Consider the following 24110-nt stretch of genomic DNA (forward strand, 5'->3'; position numbering starts at 1 on the left):
AGTGAAAATATCGTCCAAACCTGGCGATTTAGACGATATTTTCGTCTTTTAAGCCGATTTTGTTACTCTTAAATGTTGTTTATTCTAAATGATGTCTTTGTTGTCTTTAATGTTTTATTGTTTTGTTGTTTCTATATCTTTTTTATTGTTTCATCGCCTTCTTCAGTTTTTCCACAGCGGCATGAATCATGTCGTGGGTTCCACTTCCGTCGGTTACGTATTTCTGAACCATTCTGCCATAACTGATAGCTTCCTTGAGTTCCTCGCTGGTGTTGTCATCCGGCCAACCGGCACGGCGAAGCAGACCGGAAAGTTCTCGGAGGTCTTCCATCTCTGCAAGATTGCCAGGGCGCATCGTGTTGATGGCACGGTTCAGGATGGCAGTAGTACCTTCCAGTTCATCCTGGGTTACCTTCTTCTTGCCCTTTGACACCAGTTCCTGTGCCTGAGCCATCACCTTCTGCATGCGCTCATAGCCGAATGGTGCCCATGGAGCATACTCCGGAACCTTCTGAGAGAGGGCATTCCACTTCTCCTGGTCTGCCTTACGCTCTGCGGCAAGATTCAGGAGAGAATTCAGTTCGGTGAAATCTATCTTCACCTTCTTGCTCTTCTTGCTCTTGGCATCGGTCAGGTTGATGCGGTAGTAGTGGGTACTGTTAGCGTTGCGATAATAGTCTGGCTGGAATTCCTTGCCATCCAGCTTCAGGGTAAGGAGATTGGCTCCCGCACCTGTTGTCACGCCATTTGATTCGCCCACGGTTATCTTACTCAACTTGGAGTCTATGTTCAGCGTAGCCTGGTTCCAGGTCTGTGCGCCTGTGCCTGCCATCACCAATGGTCCGTACATCAGGGTTCCTACCCAGGATGTCTTCAGCGGAGTACCGTCCAGACTTGCCACATCGCTCGAAAGCTTGTCGGCACCATATTCGATATGCTTGCTGAATGGCATGTCGATTTCTACGACATCTCCCACCTTCCAGTGCTTCTGCTCCAGTTCTACATAGGTGCTAGGCTGATAGCTCTTTGCCACTTCCTTGCCGTTCACCTTGATAGAGAAACCTTGAGTTGCCCAGTATGGTACACGAAGTTTCAGGGTGAAATCGCCCTCGCCTTCCGTAATCTTGATGGCTGAATGCTGTGCCGGCCACAGGCAATCCTGCTTGATAGTCACGCCCTTCTCCTTCCAGTGGAGGGTGGTTGGCATATAGAGACCTACCCAGAGGGTGTTGTCGTTGGCGAAATATGCCGACTGCTGGTACTTGGTATGGTTTTCAGAACCTGTACCGCCGCAGCAGGTACTCTGAGGAGTCTCGTTGCCGAATGGCTTGGTGGCATTCAATCCTACCGCATACTGATAGCAGGTCTGATACTGGTCTGGATTGAGGGAACCGATAATCTGATTGTACAGCGTGCGCTCGATATAGTCGAGATACTGCGCATTATCAGGGTTATAACAGTTCAAATCCTTGCTCAACTTGACGAGGTTATACGCGCAGCAGGTTTCGTTGATATCCGGATAAGCCTCCGATTCGCCTTCCTGCAGTCCATTGGTTGCCATACTCAGAATCTGGGTATATGGCTGGCGGAACATCTCTCCATTTCCTACACCACCCATCGCATACATGTATCTGCCCTGCACCAGTCTCCAGAAGTTCTCAGCCAGATTGTAATAGTATGGTTTCTGATTGCTCTTGTAGCTGCGCAGCGCTCCGATAATCATCGGAATATGCTGGTTGGCATGGCGGGTGCGGATGTCATCGATGTTCTTGCTCAGCGGATCATAGAACTTAGGCGCATCGAAACAGTTGGCAGCCTCGAGGAGCTTTGCCTTTTCATCCGGATTGGAAACCATCTCGGAAAGTCGGGAGAGCGATTCGCTCATACCTCCCACCTCACCGGCGATGTACATGTCCCACATCTCGTAGCGGTTGCCCGGCTTGGCTCTGCGCTCATCCTGGGTGCCGTCCTGCTTTACGTAAGTGCGGTAGTGCATGCGGTTCCATACCCAGAGTCCCATATCCTTGGCGATGAGGAGAGCCTTATCGCAGATTTCCTTATCATCAAAGTAGGTTGCGATGTCTATCAGACCGGCAAGTTGCTTGTGTACGCTGTAATAAGGAGCCCAAACCCAATCGGAGTTGTTGTAAGCACGATACATTTCAATCAGAGCACAATGCTGAGCCGGAATGGCGTTGATATAGCCGTAACCATAAAGTTCAGGGTGCTTCTTATACTCATCAAAAGCAGCCCAGGTGCCCTTCATCTCTCTGAGTTCAGCCTCAGGAGCGAAATCACGAGCCTCCCAGTTGCGCTTCAGTTCCTTATTATATACGAAGGTCTTCTCCTGACACTCTCGCAACTCATTCACCATTCGGGTGATGTTCTTGCGGAGGATTGCCTTCTGTTCAGGATTGGTTGCCACGGCGTATGCCTGTGCGATTGCCGACATATAGTGGCCTGATCCATGACCCTTGAGCTTGGTGTCTGGCGAATCCCAGCCATCACTCTTGGTATACCCTTCGGTACTGAGTCCGTAGGTATCGCGATAGTTGTAGAGTTGTTGGGTAACATCCCAGGAACAGATCTCACGGATAGCCTCATCACGGTTGTGGGTGAGTCGGTTGTCACCATCTATGCTCACATCAGCGAGTGAGAAGGTATGAGCCACTTCCTTTTCTGGAGTCTGATAGCCTTCAGCCACCACCTTGATTTGTGCCTTGACAGGATAACCATTGTCGGTAGTCTCATCACCAATCACAAAACCACCTATCTCATATTGGCTCCCGGCAGGATGCTTCTGTGCATCAGCCTCAGCCTGCTCATCAGCAAGCGGAGCGTTAGCCCAGCGCACCTGGCGATACTCTGAATAACCATCAGAATAGGTTACCCATACGAGATTAGGAAGTCGGGGAGTTGTGCCCACCGGACAATCCACTGATATTGCCTCCACCTTAGAGATAGTGCGATAAACCGTGGCTGCTGTTGTCATTCCAGGCAAACAAGCTACTCCTATTAATAATGTGAACTGCTTTAAATCCATATCTTCTAGGTTTATTATTGTTTCGTTTATTTTTCTGGCTGCAAAATAACAGAAAAAATCAACGAAGTCCTAAAATTATCGTACATAAAGATGCAACTATCGTCTAACAGGGGGCTTTTGATACGATATTTTCATCATTTTGGACTTTCTTTGCATTACATAAACAATTCTATTCGTAAATTTGCAGCAGAAATAAAAACTTGTGGTAATCCGGTAATACAGGCATTGCCACCAAGCAAACAACAAAACGGACAAAACAACAATAAACCTAGAAAGTTATGGTTAAGAAACTCTTTTTCATCGCCACCTTATTATATATAGGGGCAACAGTATCGGCAGAGAACTATCTGGTGAAATCACCAGATGGTAAAATCGTAGCAGAACTCAACACCAACAAGTCTCTCTCTCTTCAATTTAAATACAATGGCTCCATTCTTTTACAGGAGTCTTCAATAGGTGTAGTGCTGAGCGATGGAATAGACTTGGGCAAGAACCCGAAGGTTGCGAGCCGCAAAATCTCCAACCACAAGGAAATCATCCAGGCACCGTTCTATCGCCAGCCAAGCATCGAAACCAGCTATCAGGAGCTGAACCTGAAACTGAAGAACGGTTTCGGCATCATCCTGAGAGCTTACGATGAGGGAGTGGCTTACCGATTCTATACTCAGCGAAAAGGCAAGACCATCATCCTGAATGAAACAGCCGCCTACCAGTTCGGCAAGGACAAGAAGGCATGGCTGCCATACACCACTACACCCGAAAAGCCTTTTGCTATGGCTTTCCAGAATATCTATCACGAGACTCAGCTCGATACCGCTAAGCAGGATTTAGCCTTTCTGCCAGCTACCATAGATTGCGGCAAGGCGAAGGTTACCATTTTGGAAAGCGACCTGCAGAGCTATCCGGGCATGTGGCTGAAGGCTAACAGCAGCAAACTGGATCAGGAGAAGGGAATCCTGAGAGCCGCCTTTGCTCCTTATCCTAAGGAGATGGCTTACTACCCTTGGCGACACATGAGCCACGTGAAGAGTGCCCACGATTACATCGCTGTAAGTTCCGGCAAGCGAAATTATCCTTGGCGCATCTTCGCCATCACAGAGCACGACACCCAGATGCCGACCAACAACCTGGTGTATGCCCTGGCTGCTCCCAACAAGATTGGAGATACTTCCTGGATCAAACCCGGAAAGGTGGCTTGGGACTGGTGGAACGACTGGAATCTGAAAGGGGTGGATTTCAAGGCAGGCATCAATTTTGAAACTTACAAGTATTATATAGATTTTGCTCATAATCATGGTTTGGAATACATCGTCCTCGATGAAGGATGGTACAACTCGAAAGAGGGAAGCATTCTGAAACCAATAGACGATATCCAGTTGCCTAAGCTCATAGAATACGGTAAGAGCAAGGGCGTGGATATCGTGCTCTGGGCAGTCTTCAACGTGATGGACGAGAACCTGGAAACCATCTGTAAGACCTATGCTGATATGGGCATCAAGGGATTCAAGGTGGATTTCATGGACCGCGACGACCAGACAGCCATCGAAATGGTAGAACGCCTGGCTGCCTGCACCGCCAAGCATCATCTTATCCTCGACCTGCATGGCATCTACAAGCCACACGGCTTGAACCGCACCTACCCTAACATCCTCAACTACGAGAGTGTATTCGGTATGGAAGAATGCCGCTGGACGGAGGCTAAGAATGATATGCCGCTCTACGACGTCACCTTCCCATATATCCGAATGATGGCAGGACAGGTGGATTTCACACCGGGAGCGATGAGAAACGGAACCCGCGACAACTGGAAGGCAATCTACACCAAACCGATTTCGATGGGTACACGATGCCACCAGGCTGCCTGCTATATCGTACAGGACAGTCCGTTTACAATGCTCGCCGACACTCCTACCAACTACGAGGCGGATGAGCCATACACCCGATACATCGCTTCATTGCCAGTAGTCTTCGACAAGACCATCGTGCCTCAGGGAGAAATCGGAAAGTATATCGTTACCGCCCGAAAGAAGGGCAACGACTGGTATGTAGGCGGTCAGAGCAACTGGGATGAGCGCACGCTCACCCTGAAGTTTGACTTCCTCGCAGATGGCGATTACGAGGCAATCGTACTGAAGGATGGCATCAATGCCAACCACGATGCAGAGGATTACAAGATAGAGAAATCTGTCATCCATCAGAATTCAGAAATGAAGATCCATCTTGCTTCGGGCGGTGGATTCGTCATCAAGGTTATCAAGAAATGAACATTTTAAAAAAGAAGTTGATATGGTTAATAAGAATATAATTGTAACACTATTCGTAACGGCAGCTGCGGCAGTTCCTCAGATGGGGGCTGCCCAGAAAGCTGCTTACAACACTCCGGGAGCCGGCAACCCTATCCTGCCTGGCTATTTTGCCGACCCAACCATCAAGAAGTTTGGTGACACCTATTATATATATGCTACCACAGACGGAAGCGGAGCCGGTTTCGGACCGGCACAGCTCTGGTGCAGCAAGGATTTCAAGAACTGGACTCTGATGCCGATGAACTGGCCAGACAGCCACTGGATATGGGCACCGGACGTGATGAAGAACGAAGCCGACGGCAAGTATTACTATCTCTACTGCCAGCCTTGCAAGCTCCATCTGGGTGTGGGCGATACACCTCGCGGTCCTTGGAAGAACGTACTGGGCGAAAGCGAAGCTGTGCTGGTGGAAGACAGATTCGTGAAGAATGCCATCACCCTGGATGGTCAGACCTTCCGAGATGATGACGGTTCGGTCTATATGTACTGGGGAACCTGGGGCATCTACAAAGGCTTCGGTTGCGGAGCAGGCAAGCTGAATCCTGATATGAAGTCGTTCAGCGAAACCAAACTCATCCCGAACACCGAGGTTACTCACTTCTTCGAGGCTCCTTTCGTCTTCAAGCGCAACGGCATCTACTACTTCCTCTACTCCTGCGAGCATTGCGAGGATGCCAGCTATCGTGTGGATTACGCAACAGCCAAGAGTCCGCTCGGTCCTTATACCTACCACGGCACCATCCTCAAGACCAATGCCGACGGAACCGTTCATGGTCCGGGACACAACAGCGTACTGCAGGAAGGCGACAACTACTACATCGTATATCATCGCCACGACAATCCGCACTCCAACCGTGGATTCCATCGCCAGGTGGCAATCGATAAACTCGAATTCAATGCCGACGGTACCATCAAGGAAGTCGTTCCAACCCATGAAGGTCTCGATCTGAAACCGGAGATGAAGGTGGCTAAGAACCTCGCCTTCGGTGCCAAGGTTACCGCCTCTTCCTACTACGACAACGACTTCCGTCCGGAATATGCGGTTGATGACAACAACGGAACGCTCTGGCGCCCTCGCACCACCGGACCGGCTTGGATTCAGATTGACCTGGGCAAGAAGCAGAGCATCAAGAGCATCTGGACTCAGTTTGAATACGGAACCCAGTTCTATCAGTATATCATCGAGACATCGAATGACGGTAAGCACTGGCAGACCTTCTCCGACAAGCGACAGAACCGTCTAGCTGGTTCGCCGATGGTAGATTTCGGAAATGCCAAGGCGCAGTACATCCGTCTCACCTATACCGGCGGACAGAAGAACGGTTTCGGTGGCGCCATCTGGAACATCAAGGTTTACGGTTCCGTAGAAGATTCAGCCCCACAGCAGTGGCTCGGTCTGACAGCAGCCGATTTCGACGGCAAAACCTGGCATAACAACGAGGGAATGCTCGCCGGCAAGTTCTCGCTTCTTCAGGGTACAGCCCTCAGAGAGCGTATGGCTGGCAAAGATGCCATCACCCTGCAACCGGGTGCCCAGCTCGTGATGACTCATCCACAGCTCGGCAAGACACGCAAGCATACCCTCACCGCCCAAGCTTTCGACAACGGAAGCTGGCATCAGATAGATGAAAACGATCCTCGTCTGAATCTTTCTGAAGGAAAACTGGAAATTCTTGCAGGCGAAAAACAATTTACCCTCACCAATCTCCGTTATTATAACTGGGAACAGGAGGCGGCAGAAAAGGCTTTCGATGCCCAGAGCAGCATCGTGCGTGAGGCAGTAGCCGACAAGAACTGTCAGGGACTAGTGGTAGATATCAGCGCTGACTACTACAACGAGGGCGATACCGTGCCTTACATCAAGAACGGCAGTCCGCTGGATGTTCACCTCAAGGGCGAGTTCGAGACGCAGCACGATACAGCAGCCATCATCAAGACCATAGAGGGCAAGAAGGCATTCGCCTTTACCGGCAAGGAGAGTTACAGAAGCAACTTCATGCTCCCAGCCACTATCCGCGACAACGCTCCATATACCATCGAGGCATGGATTCTGAATCCGGAGATTGCCGAGAATGAATGCGTAGCCGATTTCACCTCTTCTCACGATGAACTGGAAAAGCTGATGCTGGTAAACGGCACCGAACCACGCTGCGGTGTGATGAACCACTACGGATGGTATGAGGATGCCGGCTACAAGGAGATGAAGACCCTGGAAGGCAAGTGGCAGCACGTATACGTCTGCTTCGATGGTAGAATCGAGAGCATCTACATCAACGACAAGCTCATCAGCCAGAAGGATATCCAGCTCCTCGTCAAGCCATCGCAGTTTATGCTTCTGGGCAAGAATGCCGAAGAGGCATGGCCTTTCTCAGGCTATCTGCACTCATTGAAACTTTGGGATGAATACATTCCTTACAAAAGACAAACAAAATAAACTAGCAATACATGAAGAAGATTTTAGTAACATCAGCCTTGGCAGCATTGGCATTGATGCCTGCTTCGGCACAAAAGGTAAACAAGAGCTCGGGTGGTTATCCTATCACTCCGGTGCCTTTCACATCAGTAAAGGTTTGGAACAATACGTTCTGGGGACAGCGTATCGAAACCTCTCGCAAGGTGACTATACCTTTGGCTTTCAGCAAATGCGAGTCGGAGGGAAGATACAAGAACTTTGAGCGTGCCGCTCATCCAAGCGACACCTATGATGTGGGCAAACTGATGCCCTACAGCTTCGACGACACCGACCCATACAAAACGATTGAGGGTGCCAGCTACGTGCTACAGACCTACCCAGACAAGAAACTCAAGGCGTATATCGATAGCGTGCTCGATATCATCGCTCCGGCTCAGGAGGCTGACGGATATCTCTATACCGCCCGTACACAGAATCCGAAGCATCCTCATTTCTGGGCTGGCGACAAGCGCTGGAGCAAGGAAGAGGATCTGAGCCACGAGCTCTACAACCTCGGTCACATGGTAGAAGGTGCCGTGGCTCACTGGCAGGCTACAGGTAGCCGCAAGTTCCTCGACATCGCTATCCGCTATGCCAACTGCGTGGTTCGCGAGGTTGGTCCCAACCCAGGACAGGCTTGCGTGGTACCGGGACATCAGATTGCCGAAATGGCGCTCTGCAAGCTCTATCTCGCTACCGGCAACAAGAAATATCTCGAAGAGGCTAAGTTCTTCCTCGACTATCGTGGCAAGACATCTATCAAACAGGAATATTCTCAGAGCCACAAACCGGTATTGGAGCAGGACGAGGCTGTAGGTCATGCTGTACGTGCTACCTATATGTATGCTGGTATGGCAGATGTAGCTGCCCTTACCGGAGATACTGCCTATATCCACGCCATCGACCGCATCTGGGACAACATCGTGAGCAAGAAGCTCTACATCACCGGAGGTATCGGAGCTACTAACAACGGCGAGGCTTTCGGAAAGAACTACGAGTTGCCTAACATGAGTGCCTACTGCGAAACCTGCGCAGCTATCGGCAATGTTTATGTCAACTACCGTCTCTTCCTCCTCCATGGCGAGAGTAAGTATTACGATGTATTGGAGCGTACCCTCTACAATGGTCTCATCAGTGGTGTGAGCATGGACGGCGGCGGCTTCTTCTACCCTAACCCATTGGAGAGCATGGGTCAGCATCAGCGCCAGGCTTGGTTCGGCTGTGCCTGCTGCCCTAGCAACATCTGCCGTTTCCTGCCATCCCTCCCAGGCTACGTATATGCCGTAAAGGATAAGAATGTATATGTCAACCTCTTCCTCAGCAACTCTTCTTCTCTGAAAGTAGCCGGCAAGAAGGTGGCTTTGAGCCAGGACACAAAATATCCTTGGAACGGCGACATCGCCATCAAGGTAGATGACAACAAGGCTGGACAGTTCGGTATGAAGATTCGCATCCCTGGATGGGTGAAGGGACAGCCTGTTCCATCTGACCTCTACTACTACAGCGACGGCAAGCGACTGGGCTATACCATCACCGTAAACGGCAAGAAGGTAGAGGCCAAGGTAACAGAGGATGGCTATTATACCATCAACCGCAAGTGGAAGAAGGGCGATGTGGTTCGCGTTCACTTCGACATGGAGGCACGCACCGTACGTGCCAACAACAAGGTAGAGGCCGACCGTGGCTGCATCAGCATCGAGCGTGGTCCTATCGTATATTGTGCAGAGTGGCCAGACAACCAGGGCTTCGACATCATGAGCATCCTGGAGAACCGCGAACCTCAGTTCGCTGAGGGCAAGCTCTCGTACGATGACTTCATCGACCCTAAATATAAGAATGTGCTGACACTCTACAAGGGTCAGAACATGGAGACCTTGACCGAGAACGTGCAGACCCTCGCCTACGACAAGAGCGGCAAGCTGAGCACCAAGGACCAGACCCTGACTCTCATCCCATACTTCGCCTGGGCTCATCGTGGCAACGGCAATATGAAGGTATGGTTGCCACAGGATGTCAAGGCTGCAAAGCCATCAGCTCCTGCAACTCTCGCAGCTCAGGCTAAGGTAGAATTCTCTTCTCCAGTGCCTGCCAAGAGCAGCATCACCGACGGACTGGTTCCAGCCGATGAGAACGACCGCTCTGTCCCATACATCCACTGGTGGCCAAAGAAGAACACTACAGAGTGGATTACCTACACCTTCCCAGAGAGCAAGGAGATCAAGACCAGCACCATATATTGGTACGACGACCAGCCATGGGGCGGTTGCAAGGTGCCAAACAGCTGGAAGCTCTACTATCAGGACGAGGCAGGCAACTGGAAGGAAGTTCCAGGAGCCGATGCTTATCCATGCAAGCGAGGTGTAGCCTGCATCGTGAATTTCGACCCAGTGAAGACCAAGGCAGTTAAGCTCGAGCTGAAGCAGCCAGAGACTCTGTCCTGTGGTTTGTTTGAGTGGAGCGTGAAGTAATAAGACTTATTTTTAAATATTTTTCTTTCAAGAATTGCCATATTGCCATACCAGCCAGTAATCTCTCTGATTACAAAGCTGTTAGGGATATGGCAATTCTTTATTTTTAGGGGTTATCTGCCATATATTGCCATGAACAATCTTTATTCATAACTTCGCCATCGATGCGGAAGAAATTACGTCCCGACGTAGCATCTGATATATCGCGACGTAACAACAACTGCGTCCCGACGTAGCATCTGATACGTCGCGACGAAAATGAGGGTACTAATTCTCACTATAACAATATATGGCAATTCCCGGTGCTTTTCCGAGAATTGCCATACACACTTTTACGCTGAGTATCAACCATTTACACATACAATATAGCAATATGGCTATTAAAACAACGCATTAAAACTGGTTCTTCTCAAATTTTAGTACAAAGCCCCATATTTTATATGAAGGAGCAATATTTTTGAGAAAGTTTAATATAAAAAATTAGCGATTGTCTCCAAAAATATGTAAGTTTAAAGTGATCATAAAATATGACTTACAATGGATACAATCGCTAACAGATGCAAAATTATAAAAAAGATAAGAAACAACCAAATAAAATCCGATATAAATGCTTCTACGGTCGGAGAAAAACTTCTTATGGACATTTTTCCTGCCATAGATGGCTTTTTTATCGCAAGTTGTGACTTCTCTTCCACGGAACTCAAAATGGTTCTCGTGAGTACGGCTACCCATGCCTTCTGCGACCGTTGTGGCAAGAAAACCACTCATACCCGTGGCTGGCAAAAGAGAACGGTCACGATGTGTCCTTTAGGGTGTAAACGGTTTGTTCTCACCCTTTACATGCGCCGTTTTTACTGCCAGTCTGATAAACATATATTTGTAGAGCAACAGACGAAGTGGCTAAACAAATATGCAAGATTCAGTGTAAGATGCATAGAGTTGATGAACCTGCTTCATATACATATGTCATCTGTGTCGACCTCCAAGGTCATGAGAAAGATGGGAATCACTTGCTGTCCAAATACTTGCATAAATCATTTGAAAAAGATCCAAAGACTTCCAGACAGGACTGCCAGGAATATAGGCATAGATGACTTTGCCAAGAGAAAGAGACATACCTATGGCAGTGTTATCGTAGACCATGACACAGGCGAGATTTTGGAACTGATAGACTCTAGAGATTCTTCGATTGTGGCAAATGTCTTGAAACAATACAAGAAAGTCAATACTATCACTCGTGATAGGGGACGATGCTTCATTAAGGCTATCAAGCAAGGAGCCCCATCAGCACATGCTATCACAGACAAATTCCATGTCATTGAAGACTTGACGAGCGCAGTCTTTCCAAAGATTCTGCAGGAGTTTTTGCATAAGAGAATGGAGTTGCTGACTCAAGGTCTAGTTGGTCCCATTAAGCCACAAATAAGTAGAGGTTGGCTTTATAACAGCATATATGCAGTCTTGGAATCGATGTGCAAGGATGCAAGAAGAATCAAGAAAATGACTGAATGGAACACTTTCATGGATCTTTATGCAAGGCAAGGACTGACTTTGAGTGAAATCCATGACAAAACAGGGTTTGATGGATTTAAGATGGGAAAGCTAAGGAACACCAAATATGAGGACTTGCTCAACCCAACGCAACTAAGGGCTTACAAAGCCATAGAATCTATTACAAATAGGATTCTCTGTAAAAAGTCATTGGATTACTCTGTGGTTACCAAGGGGTTACATTCTACAGAGAAGAAAGAAATACTGAAAAGACTTCTTTTTCTACTGAGAGGAAAATGGAAGGAAGACTGGAAGGCATACGATGATGCCTACAAGGCATTTCTTGCAAAGGCAACTATCAGGAACGAAGAGTATGACCTTTGGAATTCAATAGTTCACTTCAACTGGAAAACCAAGACGGAGACTGTCAGATTGTTTCTGCAGGACTTGCATGTTACCGATTTAGCCTATTATATAACAACATTTCAAGGCATTTTGAGCGGAGAGGTCAAAATGAACTTGTACAAATGGATTAACATGGTCATAGGATGTGGTAATGAGAAAATGGAAAAGTTTGCCAAAGGACTGATTAAGGACTATTCCGCCATCAATAATTCTATTGCTAGCAAATTGAACAATGGAATCCTTGAAGGTTCGGTCAACAAGATAAAGACCGCAAAGCGAATTATGGGTGGAAGAGCATCGATTTCTCTTTTGCAGATAAAGGTCTCCTCAAACTTAGATACATAAATGTACCAAAATTTGAGAAGAACCTTAAAACTTTTTTTATTTTTTCTTCACTAGTCTAATGACATACCCAGACCAAAGGCACCATACGGCAAGTATTCCCATCACGAAGATAAATATATATGTAGCAATACTACCTATGAAGATTCTACCGCTATGAGCCTCCAGAGCCACATTCCATAATGACATGGGCAGTTGGTTCATATAAGCGGGTTGTGGCGCAAAGTCGGTTCCTTCATTATACTCAGCAATGACAGGCGTATCAGAGAAATCCTGGCTCATACCTGCTATCGCCATTTTTCCGAATGGTGCACCAGCGTTCTTTAAAGCAGCTTTCCCGGTAGAATAATCAACGGTTGTCCCCTTTACTCTATCCCAAACAAAGAGACCACTAAACGAACCGCAATACCATTTACCATCTTTGTTTTGCTGAAGGACATTCAATCCCATAACGCTGACTGGTGGAGTATTGGAGATGGACTCCAACTTTCCTGTCTGGAAATTCACGGAAAAGAAACCATCCGAAGTTGACAAGAGCCAGTCACCGAACTTTTCATCATAACGCACCACACGGAGTTTGTCATTCCAAGGGTTCTTGCTATGAAGCGTCGTCCCTGGAATAGACGGCATCTTGTTCAACACCAAGGCTATCATCACAGGTGGACGAAGGCACCAACCTGTCAGGGCTATCAACAAAGTAAGCATGATGGTATATCGACCTATTTTGTCATGCCATTGCAGCGAAAAGCGAAGCAACCTCTTCTGTTTAGGCTTTAACCAGAAGATAAGACCTGAGATGCAGAGCAACACCAGGATGATGGCAATGCCATCTACGATGAGTTTACCAATGCTGCCAAACAACTCTCCACTGTGAAGCAGCCATATCGTACGAAAGACTGTAACCTTCCCATCATACTCCTTTGGCATAGGCAATTCTATCCGGTGGAAGTTCTGATAAGGTGGCAAGGAAACATAAGCATAGGAGCGGCTGAGAACCAAAAGCGTATCTCCATGAGCAGAAATGTCGCTCAACTTCTCTTCCGGCTCTGTCGGAAGAGTTACGCTTTTCCATATTTTGTGACTCCCCAACCGGTAAAGTGAAAATGGAGATACCGACCAGACAGAACCATCATCCGTTCTGATAACATTTCTTATCTGTCGGCAGTCTGCTCCTGCTGGCATCCCCTTATTAAAGTCCTTGAATGTGGATGCTCTAGAATCCGTTTGCCAGATTCCCCCGTTTCCATACAGCAATATGGCATCATCCAAAGCAAGCGTTCCCCTCAGCAACCCGCCATTCCAATTCTTAAATTCATAGCGGCTTGGCAGATATTTCCTGCTCACGTCCACATCTTTGATAAGCGAACGGTGGTTGAGCAAAATACCCGACAAGCAGAACATCAGTATGAAAAAACTCATACCGATGCCTAACCATTTATGTTGTTTTCTCCAAGTTATTTTTTTATTTAGCATATTCATAATCATTATTACTATCTTGAATCAGGCTGCAAAGGTACATATTTCTAAGAAGGTATGCAATACCTAAAAATAATGATAATGAGGATGCTATTACAGCCATTGCATTAAGAGTTTGGTTAGCATGTTTAAGGCAAGAACTCATAAAACGCTCATTTTAAGCTATTTGGAATCTTTAGTATGATTTTTTCCTTAAAAAATTTGGTAGTTTCAAATTTTCGCCTTATCTTTGCACCCAATATCAGAAAAATCTCGGGGTTGACTGGATTTGACGGCGAGATGAAATGGTACGTAAGCATGCGGAGGCTCGTTGGCTACCTCCTAAATCCTAGTGAACAAAAAATTAATTGGCGAAAATAACTACGCTCTCGCTGCCTAGTCGAAGTATAGTAAACTAGCTTTATTCCAGCACAGGGTGCTGGAACGAGACATCGCTCAACGGATGTTGTTCCGAATCTTGTTGATCAAGCGGTGCAGGTAAATCGGAAATAGTTCATGTACGCCTCGTTGCATGGATGAAATTTTAGAGGATAAGGGTATGATTGGTGGTCCAGGTCCTGTCATGCCTCGAAAACCGAAGGCTGGAATAAGCATGTAGAAAGCGTATGGTTTCCTTGTGCGGACGAGGGTTCGAATCCCTCCAGCTCCACCCTATTTGATAGAAACAAAAAACTCGCAGATTCTTTCTTTAGAATTTGCGAGTTTTTATTTTGCTGTTATTGTTTTCTCAAACTTTCACGATACTTCAGAGGTGACATGTGCAGATGCTCTCTTACATATTTACCGAAGAATGAGGTATTGGAGAAGCCCAGTATACCAGAAATCTCCTTGATTGTTTTCGTTGTAGAACGGAGATAATAGGTGATATCAGCAAGCGTATACTCCGTAATCCACTCGATGGCTGTCTTGCCGGAATGGCGCTTGCAGATGATGGAGAGATATTTGGGCGTGATGCAAAGCTGCTGCGCAAAATATTCTACAGGCTGATGCTTGATTTCGCTCTGCTGCAACATCTCCAGGAACTTATCAAAGAAATCGCTGGCACTGGTTCCCAAAGTTTCTTTCGGGAGATCTGTCAGCAAAAGATTGCTCACGGCAAGGAGAGCACTCTTCAGGAGCGTCTCCACTATCTCACGGCGATAAGGTTTCCATGAACTGCGATCGTTGAACTTCGGATCCAGACAGAGGCGCACCAAGTCGGTAAACTTAGAATAGAACACCATATCCACCTCGTTCATCTTCAACACCGAAACCTTGCTCACATACATGGCACGGTTCCATACCGAGATATGAGAACGAAGAATACCAAGCAAGCCGTGATTGCTGACACACATGGCTGTGCATGCAAAATCTTCCGACACCTCTTTGATGTCGAGAATAGAGTTAGGCGGACTGATAAATATATCGCCCTTCTCCACGGTGAATTCCCGCCCGTTGAGTTCAGCTCTCAGGCTGCCTCTCTGACAGGATGCAATCATGTTCATCTGGAATCTCACAGGGTCGGGGTTCTGCAACACCTTGACATTATCTATAATCAAGATGTCCTCATCCAGATAGCTCGCACTGATTTCTGCACTCTGTGCGAACTCACCTTCTTCGATACGCTGCCTGACGTCCTTCTGTTCTTTCATTAATATGATTTTTAAAATTTCTTCACTCTTCGTTCTTCACTCTTCCCTATCAAAAAGCCTCTCTGTATTTATTTTCATCCTTATCCTCCAACATAGAGAGATAACTCTGATAGCGGCTAGCTGCAATATAATGTTCCTCAACCGCCTTGATTACCGCGCACCCCGGTTCATGGGTATGGGTACAGTCAGAGAACTTACAATCCTGAGAGAACTTGAAGATTTCCTTAAAATAGCTGGTCAGCTCTTCCTTTTCGATATCAAAGGTACCAAAGCCCTTGATGCCCGGAGTATCAATGAGATAACCACCTTCCGGCAGTTCCAGCATCTCACTGAAGGTTGTGGTATGCATTCCGCTATTATGCGCCTCGCTGATTTTGGCGGTACGCTGCTCTGCATCAGGAATGAGCTGGTTGATGAGGGTTGACTTTCCTACCCCGCTGTTGCCGCTCAACAAAGATTTCTTATCCTTGATAAGAGGTCGCAACAGTTCAACACCTTCTCCTGTAGCTGCCGACAATTCGATACATTTATATCCGATGGTTTCATAGAGCGTGCACATCATCTTCTCGTAATGCAATTCTTCTTCTGAAAGTATATCACTTTTATTAAAGATGATGATAACAGGCACTCTATAGGCCTCAGCGCCAGCCAGGAATCGGTCGATGAAGGTAGTAGAAGTCTGCGGATAATTCACCGTTACCACAAGCAGCGCCTGGTCTACATTAGCAGCCAGAATATGACTCTGCTTACTGAGGTTAGGTGATTTACGAATGATATAGTTTTGGCGGTCTTCGATAGAAGAGATAAATGCCGTACCCTCCTGGTTGGTAATAAGCTGCACATAATCGCCTACAGCCACAGGATTGGTGCTGCGGATGCCCTTCAATCTGAAATTGCCCTTGATTTTACTTTCAATCAGCTGGCCATCGTCTGTCTTGACGGTGTACCAGCTGCCTGTATTTTTAATAACGAGTCCTCTCATTATCACTTATTAAATAATGTAAGTCCAGAATGATTTAGACTGTCATGATTTCCTTCTCCTTCTCGTCCATCAGGTTTTCGAGCTGCTTGATGTACTTGTCGTGGAGTTTCTGCAAATCGTTCTCAGCATCCTTCTCCAAGTCTTCAGAAAGTCCATCCTTGATAGCTTTCTTCAACTTCTCCTTGATTTCCTGGCGCACGTTGCGCACCTCAATCTTAGCACGCTCAGCAATCTTGTTACACTGCTTTACGAGTTCCTTACGGCGCTCACCTGTTGGCTGAGGAATACCCAGACGTACGATTTCGCCATTGTTCTCAGGAGTGATACCTACACCACTATCCATAATAGCCTTTTCGATATCCTTGATAGCCTTTTTGTCCCAAGGGCGGATAGCGATAGTACGGGCATCAGGGGTTGTAACTGTAGCTACCTGGTTCAGAGGAACCATACTGCCATAACTATTTACGCGCACACCATCGAGGATGGCTACATTAGCACGACCAGCACGAACATGAGAGAGTTCCTCTGCGAGATACATTGCTGCCATCTCCATACGCTCTGCTGCAGAATTCAAAGTTTCTTTAACGTCTATCATAATTATATGTTTTTATTTTATTAATTCTAATCTTTTCAATTCTTCGCCCACATAGTTGGTGAGTTCTACAAACTGCTGGATAGTGAGCTGTTCAGGGCGCTTGGTCATGATGTCGGTGGTGTAGAAATCCTCGCGTGGGGTTACACCCGGGAACATCTGCTTGAGGCTTACACGGAGCATCTTGCGACGCTGGTTGAAGACAGTCTTTACCAGACGCTTAAACAGTTTTTCATCACAGCCAAGGTCAGTCACCTTGTTGCGAGTCATGCGGATTACCGCACTCTTTACCTTTGGTGGTGGGTTGAACACATTCTCATCTACCGTAAAGAGATATTCCACATCATACCATGCCTGGATGAGCACACTGAGGATACCATAGGCTTTGTTGCCTGGTTCTGATGCCATACGCAATGCCACCTCGCGCTGAATCATTCCGGTACAGCAAGGAATGAGATCCTTGTAATCGAGCATCTTGAAGAATATCTGCGATGAGATATCGTATGGATAATTACCTGTCAGTACAAACTGCTTTCCATCGAATATCTGGTTCAAATCCATTCTCAGGAAGTCTTCACCGATAATATTATCCTTGAGTGTAGGGAAATTCTCATGAAGATACGCCACCGACTCCGAGTCGATTTCCACCGCCTTGACGGGTCTTGGTTTCTCTACGAGATATTGGGTAAGAACGCCCATACCTGGTCCGATTTCGAGAACAGGTATATCCGGGCAGGCATCCACTGTATCGGCGATGCGCTTTGCTATATTGAGGTCGGTCAAGAAGTGCTGACCGAGATTCTTCTTAGGCTTTACAGCTTTCATATCTTATCTTTATATTATATATTTTGCAAAAATACGATTATTTTTTGAGAATCCACACGAAGTATGCGATTTTTTTTATCTTTTTGGGTAAAAAAGGGAAAGAGCCACTTGTTTCTTAAAAAAAAGGCTATACTTTTAGCCATAAATGGCGCCCAAGCGTTTATTTATGCTAAAAATATGCAGATTCGAACGATATTGTCAATAAAAGTATTATCTTTGCATCTAATTATGGATATAAAGAAGATAGCAAACAACATATGGAAGGTGGCTTTGTCGCTTATTCTGGGTGGCGCCATCCTTTATTGGATGTATCGCGGATTCGACTTCAAGCAAGTAGAAGATGTTCTGCTTCACAAGATGAGTTGGACCTGGATGCTGCTGTCGTTCCCTTTTGGCATCTCTGCCCAGGTGTTCAGAGGATGGAGATGGAAACAGTCGCTGGAACCATTAGGCGAGAAGGCCCGCTCCAGTATCAGCATCTACTCCATCTTCCTGTCCTATGCTCTGAGTCTTGTAATTCCTCGTGCGGGCGAGTTTGCCAGATGCGGCGTATTGAAGAAATGGGATGATGTTTCGTTTCCGAAAGCCTTGGGTACCGTCGTTACAGAAAGAGCCATCGATTCACTCCTCGTGCTGCTGATTACGGCGCTGGTCTTTGTGATGCAGATTCCGGTATTCCTCAATTTCTTTGAGAAAACAGGTACGAGCATGGACAGTTTACTCAGCCAGTTTACAGCCACAGGTTACATAGTGACAGCTATCTGTGGCATAGCAGTACTCATCCTGGCTCACTATCTGCTCAAGCGACTCGCTATATATAATAAGGTGAAAGCAACACTGGGAGGACTCTGGCAAGGTATCATCTCGCTGAAAGGTGTCAGAAATGTACCGCTCTACATCGCCCTTACACTGGGCATCTGGTTGAGCTATTTCTTCCACTACTATCTCACCTTCCAATGCTTTGAGGCAACCTCCCATCTTAATCTGATGTGCGGTCTGGTGACATTCATCGTGGGCAGCATAGCGGTCATCGTACCAACTCCTAACGGAGCCGGACCTTGGCATTTTGCCGTCAAGACAATGCTCATACTCTATGGCATTCAGGCAAACGATGCCCTCTTCTTCGTTCTCATCGTACACTCCGTGCAAACCCTGCTTGTAGTCCTTTTGGGAATCTATGCCTGGATAGCACTGGCGTTTACCGGGAAAGTGAAGAGTGAAGAGTGAGGAGTGAAGAATCCTCTTGCTTTAGGGCGTATGCCCAACTTAACATTGAACATTTAACATTAAAATAAAAATATTATGGCTGACATTAAGAATTTGAACCCAGTTGAAATCTGGCGTAACTTTGACAAGTTAACACAAGTTCCACGTCCATCTGGACATTTGGAAAAGATTCAGGCTTATTTGCTCGATTGGGCAAAAGAAGCTGGTGTAGAGGCTTTCCAAGACCCAGCAGGCAACATCGTGATGCGCAAGCCTGCTACTCCAGGTATGGAGAACCGCAAAGGCGTTATTATGCAGGCGCACATGGACATGGTTCCTCAGAAAGCACCAGACAGCAAGCATAATTTTGAAACAGACCCTATCGAAACCATCATCGATGGCGACTGGGTACGTGCTAATCATACAACACTCGGTAGCGACGACGGACTTGGCGTAGCTACAATCATGGCTGTAATGGAATCAAAAGATTTGCAGCATGGTCCTATCGAGGGCTTGATTACCGCCGACGAAGAGACAGGCATGTATGGTGCCAACGATCTCCCAGCAGGCGAACTGAACGGCGACATTCTCTTAAACTTCGATACCGAGGTTTGGGGTGAGTTCGTTATCGGTAGCGCTGGCGGTATCGACATCACAGCAACTCTCGACTATAAAGAGGTAGAAACCGACAAGGAAGATGCTGCCGTTAAGGTAACCCTCAAGGGATTGAAAGGCGGTCACTCCGGTATCGAAATCAACGAAGGCAGAGCGAATGCCAACAAGTGCATGGTTCGTTTCGTGCGTGAAGCTATTTCAGAACTCGATGCCCGTCTAGCTTCATGGCAGGGCGGCAACATGCGCAATGCCATCCCATTCCAGGCTGAGGTTGTTCTGACCCTGCCTAAGGAGAATATTGAAGCTTTGAATGACCTGGTAGCAGACTGGAAAGACGAAATCTGTGATGAGTTCGAAGGCATTGAAACAACTGAGAACATCGAGTTCTTCGCTGAGAATGTAGAAACTCCTAAGATGCAGGTTCCTGCCGAAATCCAGGATAATCTTGTAGATGCAATCTACGCTTGCCACGATGGCGTATTGCGTATGGCTCCATCTATGCCTGAAATCGTAGAGACCTCTTCAAACCTCGCAATCGTTGAGATTGGTGACGGCAAGGCTGCTATCAAGATTCTGGCCCGTTCTAGCCACGAATACTACAAGATGTATCTTGCCACAATGATAGAAAGCTGTTTCAACATGGCAGGCATGAAGGTTGAATTCAGCGGCAGCTATATGGGATGGAACCCTAACCCTAAGAGCGACATTCTGGAACACGTATTGAAGGTTTACAAAGAACAGAACGGCACAGACGGTAAGGTACAGGCTGTTCACGCAGGTCTGGAGTGCTCTATCATCCTGAGCAAGTATCCTAACCTCGATGTCGTATCATTCGGTCCTACCCTTCTTAGCCCTCACACAGCCAATGAGCGTTGCCAGATCAGTTGCGTAGCTCCTTTCTGGAACCTCGTCAAGCAGCTCCTGACAGAGATTCCTGCAAAGTAAAAAAAATGGGGAACGAAATTACAAAAAGATTAAAAAAGAAAGCCGAGAGTGAAAATTCTCGGCTTTTTTGTTCCAGTTTTCAAAAGAAATCATTACCTTTGCAGTCGATTTCGCAAGTCTTGTAAAATCTCTGTAGCAGATCATACAAATTCACTTGCATAAGTTTCATTAAAATAACACCAAAATGGACGATTATCACGCGGAGAACAATAATGAATTGTAAGGCGTGGAGATTCAGCAACGACGAAGCCTTTCAGTAGGCCGTACCCAAGCGCTAGTCTCCATACCCCAAACTTTTATTATGTGGAGATTAGCAAACTATGAAGACTTATTGGAATATAGACAAGAATCTGACTGTACTCAATGAGTGGCAGCCAAACTGCTGGATACAAGTAACATGTCCAACTGATGAGGACCAGCGCTTGCTGGAAGAAGAATTCAAGATCCCTGATTATTTCCTCTCGGATATCAGCGATACTGATGAGCGTGCCCGCTATGAATATGACGATGGCTGGATGCTCATCATCCTCCGTATCCCTTATGTCAAGGAAATACGCAGCCGTACCCCATACACCACCGTGCCTTTGGGTATCATCCATAAGCGCGATGTTACCATCACCGTATGCTATTATGAAACCAACATGATGATTGATTTCGTAAGCTACCAACAGAAGCGCAGCGAGGGGTTCACCGACTATGTAGACATGACCTTCCGTCTCTTCCTTTCATCAGCGGTTTGGTATCTGAAGCGATTGAAACAGATCAATTCGCTCATAGAAAAGGCAAAACGAAACCTCGATCATGGTGTGAACAATGAGAGCCTGATTGGCCTGAGCCGCCTGCAGGACTCCCTTACCTACTTCATCACCTCTATCCGAGGCAACGAGAATCTCCTGTCTAAGTTGAAGTTCAAGCTGCAGGTGGACGAACTTGATGCCGACCTCATCGAAGACGTAAACATCGAGATGACACAGGCACGCGAAACTACAAGCATCTACTCCGACATTCTGGAGTCGACGATGGATACCTATTCGAGCATCATCAACAACAACATGAATACCACGATGCGTACCCTGACCAGTATCAGTATCGTCATGATGTTGCCTACGCTGATTTCCTCATTGTTCGGTATGAACTTAATCAACGGTATGGAAGACAGCCATTACGGATTTGCCATTGCCCTGGTTATCTCCGTGCTCGTTTCTGCACTTTCATGGGGCTTCCTTAGATACAAGCGCCTGCTCTAAGCATATACCACTCTGATATGCATTAAGTAGCCCGAAAGAGCACATAAAACGATGATTAGCAAGAAAAAGGCAATTATAAATACAAAAAAAATTAAAAAATCGAGTATCATGGCATGATATTCGATTTTTTTTTTTTAAGTTTGCAACTTATTAATAATATAATTTTGTATGGGGTCGAATTGCGGATAAGCGACTATCGGCCCAAGAAACTCGAATCATAAACTAAACAAAGTGACATGATGGACTCTCAAGAAAAAGCTCTGTTGCAGCAGAGCACCCTGGAAGACCCTGCCAAGAAGGCTTATGCCACCAAGCAGGAAGTGCTCGAAAGAGTAAAGGAAATCGCTCATAGCAGCGAAAATCCAAACAAGGAGGAACTCGACCTACTCAAGACTACTTTCTACAAGATTCATCTCGCAGAAAGAGACGCACAGATGAAAGAGTATCTCGCAAAAGGCGGTGACCCAGAGAAGTATATCCTTCTACCGGATGACACCGAAGAAGCCTTCAAGGCTGAGATGCAACTCATCAAGGAGAAAAGAGCCAAGATCTTCCTGGCACAAGAAGAAGAAAAACAAGATAATCTCCGCAAAAAAGAGGAAATTATCGAAAAGATAAAGGCCATGACCACCTCACCGGAGGAGGCCAACAAATCATATCAGGACTTCAAGGCCTTGCAGCAGGAATGGAAGGAAATCAAAAACATCCCTGCAGACAAGGCAAACGAGGTATGGAAGAACTATCAGCTCTATGTAGAGCAGTTCTACGACATGCTCAAGTTGAACAGCGAAGCTCGCGAATATGACTTCAAGAAGAATCTTGAAGCCAAGACCCAACTCTGCGAGGCTGCAGAGAAACTCAATGAGGAAGAGGATGTTATTTCTGCCTTCCACCAGCTTCAGGACCTCCACCAGCAATATCGCGAAATCGGTCCTGTTGCCAAGGAGTTGAGAGAGCAGATTTGGGAACGTTTCAAGGCTGCTAGCACTGTTATCAACAAGAAGCACCAGCAGCACTTCGAAGACCTGCGTGCCAAGGAAGAGGAAAACCTCGCCAAGAAAACTTCCCTCTGCGAAAAGGTAGAGGCTGCCAACCAAGGAGAATACAAGACTGCCAAGGACTGGGAAAAGGTTACCCAGGAAATCATAGAGATTCAGAAAGAGTGGCGCACTATCGGTTTTGCCCCTCAGAAGATGAACGTCAAGATTTTCGAGCGTTTCCGCATCGCCAACGATAAATTCTTCAACAAGAAGGCAGAATTCTTCAAAGGATTGAAAGATACCTACTCTGCCAATCTCGAAAAGAAACAGCAACTCGTAAACAAGGCAAAGGAACTGGCTGACAGTACAGACTGGAAGAAGACTGGCGACAAGTTCATCGCTCTTCAGAAAGAATGGAAGAAGGTGGGTACCGTACCTCACAAACAAGGCGAATTGCTCTGGAAGGAATTTCTGGATACCTGCAACAAGTTCTTTGAAGCCCGCAACAAGCAGAATGCCGGTTCACGCAGCGAGGAACATGCTAATCTGGACAAGAAGCGCAACATTATTGCCCAGCTCAAGGAACTTGTAATTGCAGAGATTTCAGACAACGATTTCCAAAAGAAGCTCAAAAATCTTGCCAAGCAATACAGTGCAATTGGACACGTTCCTTTCAAAGAGAAAGACAAGGTCTATAAAGAGTATCATGAGGCTATCGATGCAGCCTACAAGAAACTTCACGCCACCAACGCAAAGCGCCACTTCGACAACTTCAAGAACAACCTGAAGAATGTTGCCAAAGAAGGCGGCAATGCACTCGGCAATGAGCGTGGTAAACTCTTGCGCCGCTACGACCAGTTGCGCATCGAGATTACTACCTACGAGAACAACCTCGGTTTCTTCAATACGGCCAGCAAGAAGGGCAACAGCCTGGTAGAAGAAATGAACCGTAAGATTGAGAAACTCAAGGCTGACCTCGAAATGGTAAAGCAGAAAATCAAGGCTATTGATGCCGAGAAGAAATAAATACAATAAACCCCAGGGCGAAAGCTCTGGGGGTTATTGTTATGAATACTCCATAAAACAGAATTCCTATAAACAAAA

The 24110-nt window shown here is 46.7% G+C and carries 14 protein-coding genes and 1 other RNA gene; 9 read left to right on the top strand and 6 right to left on the bottom strand.

All coding sequences use genetic code 11. The features are described from left to right. Nucleotides 1–142: 142 nt before the first annotated feature. Complete coding sequence (locus KUA48_RS05030) at nt 143–2992, bottom strand: beta-L-arabinofuranosidase domain-containing protein (RefSeq protein WP_256624512.1); 2850 nt, start codon at nt 2990–2992, stop codon at nt 143–145. Between the two features lie 329 nt (nt 2993–3321). Here KUA48_RS05030 and KUA48_RS05035 point away from each other — a divergent pair, with 329 nt between their 5' ends. The 4 genes from KUA48_RS05035 (at nt 3322) to KUA48_RS05050 (ending at nt 12510) form a co-directional block, all read left to right on the top strand. Continuing rightward, complete coding sequence (locus tag KUA48_RS05035; protein ID WP_218433669.1) at nt 3322–5307, top strand: glycoside hydrolase family 97 protein; 1986 nt, start codon at nt 3322–3324, stop codon at nt 5305–5307. Between the two features lie 22 nt (nt 5308–5329). Then, the gene (locus KUA48_RS05040; RefSeq protein WP_371833702.1) at nt 5330–7783 is read left to right on the top strand and encodes a family 43 glycosylhydrolase; all 2454 of its coding nucleotides are present in this window, start codon (nt 5330–5332) and stop codon (nt 7781–7783) included. 11 nt (nt 7784–7794) lie between these two features. Continuing rightward, nucleotides 7795–10269: a glycoside hydrolase family 127 protein gene (locus KUA48_RS05045; protein WP_218433667.1), complete on the top strand. Its 2475-nt coding sequence runs from the start codon at nt 7795–7797 to the stop codon at nt 10267–10269. 705 nt (nt 10270–10974) lie between these two features. Beyond that, on the top strand, nt 10975–12510 hold the full coding sequence (locus KUA48_RS05050; protein WP_264949399.1) for an ISL3 family transposase: 1536 nt from the start codon (nt 10975–10977) through the stop codon (nt 12508–12510). Between the two features lie 36 nt (nt 12511–12546). On the opposite strand, the gene KUA48_RS05055 is transcribed toward KUA48_RS05050, so the two are convergent. Further along, entirely contained in the window at nt 12547–13992 is a 1446-nt protein-coding gene (locus KUA48_RS05055; protein WP_218433323.1) for a PepSY domain-containing protein, read from the bottom strand. Nucleotides 13993–14237: 245 nt separating this feature from the next. Here KUA48_RS05055 and ssrA point away from each other — a divergent pair. After that, nucleotides 14238–14635, top strand: a transfer-messenger RNA (tmRNA) gene (gene ssrA, locus KUA48_RS05060). A gap of 64 nt (nt 14636–14699) precedes the next feature. On the opposite strand, the gene KUA48_RS05065 is transcribed toward ssrA, so the two are convergent. Genes KUA48_RS05065 through rsmA form a run of 4 tightly spaced genes read right to left on the bottom strand, consistent with a single transcriptional unit; the run spans nt 14700 to nt 18013 of the window. Continuing rightward, a complete protein-coding gene (locus KUA48_RS05065; protein ID WP_118066058.1) occupies nt 14700–15614 on the bottom strand; it encodes an AraC family transcriptional regulator in 915 nt (304 codons plus the stop codon). 49 nt (nt 15615–15663) lie between these two features. After that, a complete protein-coding gene (gene rsgA, locus KUA48_RS05070; RefSeq protein ID WP_218433325.1) occupies nt 15664–16596 on the bottom strand; it encodes a ribosome small subunit-dependent GTPase A in 933 nt (310 codons plus the stop codon). A gap of 34 nt (nt 16597–16630) precedes the next feature. Then, a complete protein-coding gene (gene frr / locus KUA48_RS05075) occupies nt 16631–17191 on the bottom strand; it encodes a ribosome recycling factor (protein WP_006847159.1) in 561 nt (186 codons plus the stop codon). A gap of 12 nt (nt 17192–17203) precedes the next feature. Beyond that, complete coding sequence (gene rsmA / locus KUA48_RS05080; protein ID WP_022121436.1) at nt 17204–18013, bottom strand: 16S rRNA (adenine(1518)-N(6)/adenine(1519)-N(6))-dimethyltransferase RsmA; 810 nt, start codon at nt 18011–18013, stop codon at nt 17204–17206. A gap of 228 nt (nt 18014–18241) precedes the next feature. On the opposite strand from rsmA, the gene KUA48_RS05085 reads away from it, so the two are divergent. The 4 genes from KUA48_RS05085 (at nt 18242) to KUA48_RS05100 (ending at nt 24032) form a co-directional block, all read left to right on the top strand. Beyond that, on the top strand, nt 18242–19240 hold the full coding sequence (locus tag KUA48_RS05085; RefSeq protein WP_215651498.1) for a lysylphosphatidylglycerol synthase transmembrane domain-containing protein: 999 nt from the start codon (nt 18242–18244) through the stop codon (nt 19238–19240). Nucleotides 19241–19315: 75 nt separating this feature from the next. After that, entirely contained in the window at nt 19316–20779 is a 1464-nt protein-coding gene (locus KUA48_RS05090) for an aminoacyl-histidine dipeptidase (RefSeq protein WP_022121434.1), read from the top strand. A gap of 320 nt (nt 20780–21099) precedes the next feature. Then, the gene (locus KUA48_RS05095) at nt 21100–22026 is read left to right on the top strand and encodes a magnesium transporter CorA family protein (RefSeq protein ID WP_022121433.1); all 927 of its coding nucleotides are present in this window, start codon (nt 21100–21102) and stop codon (nt 22024–22026) included. Between the two features lie 236 nt (nt 22027–22262). Further along, nucleotides 22263–24032, top strand: coding sequence for a DUF349 domain-containing protein (locus KUA48_RS05100; protein WP_153080405.1), 1770 nt, complete (start codon nt 22263–22265; stop codon nt 24030–24032). Nucleotides 24033–24110 lie beyond the last annotated feature (78 nt).

This window comes from Segatella copri (assembly GCF_019249795.2).
Lineage (GTDB): Bacteria > Bacteroidota > Bacteroidia > Bacteroidales > Bacteroidaceae > Prevotella > Prevotella copri_B.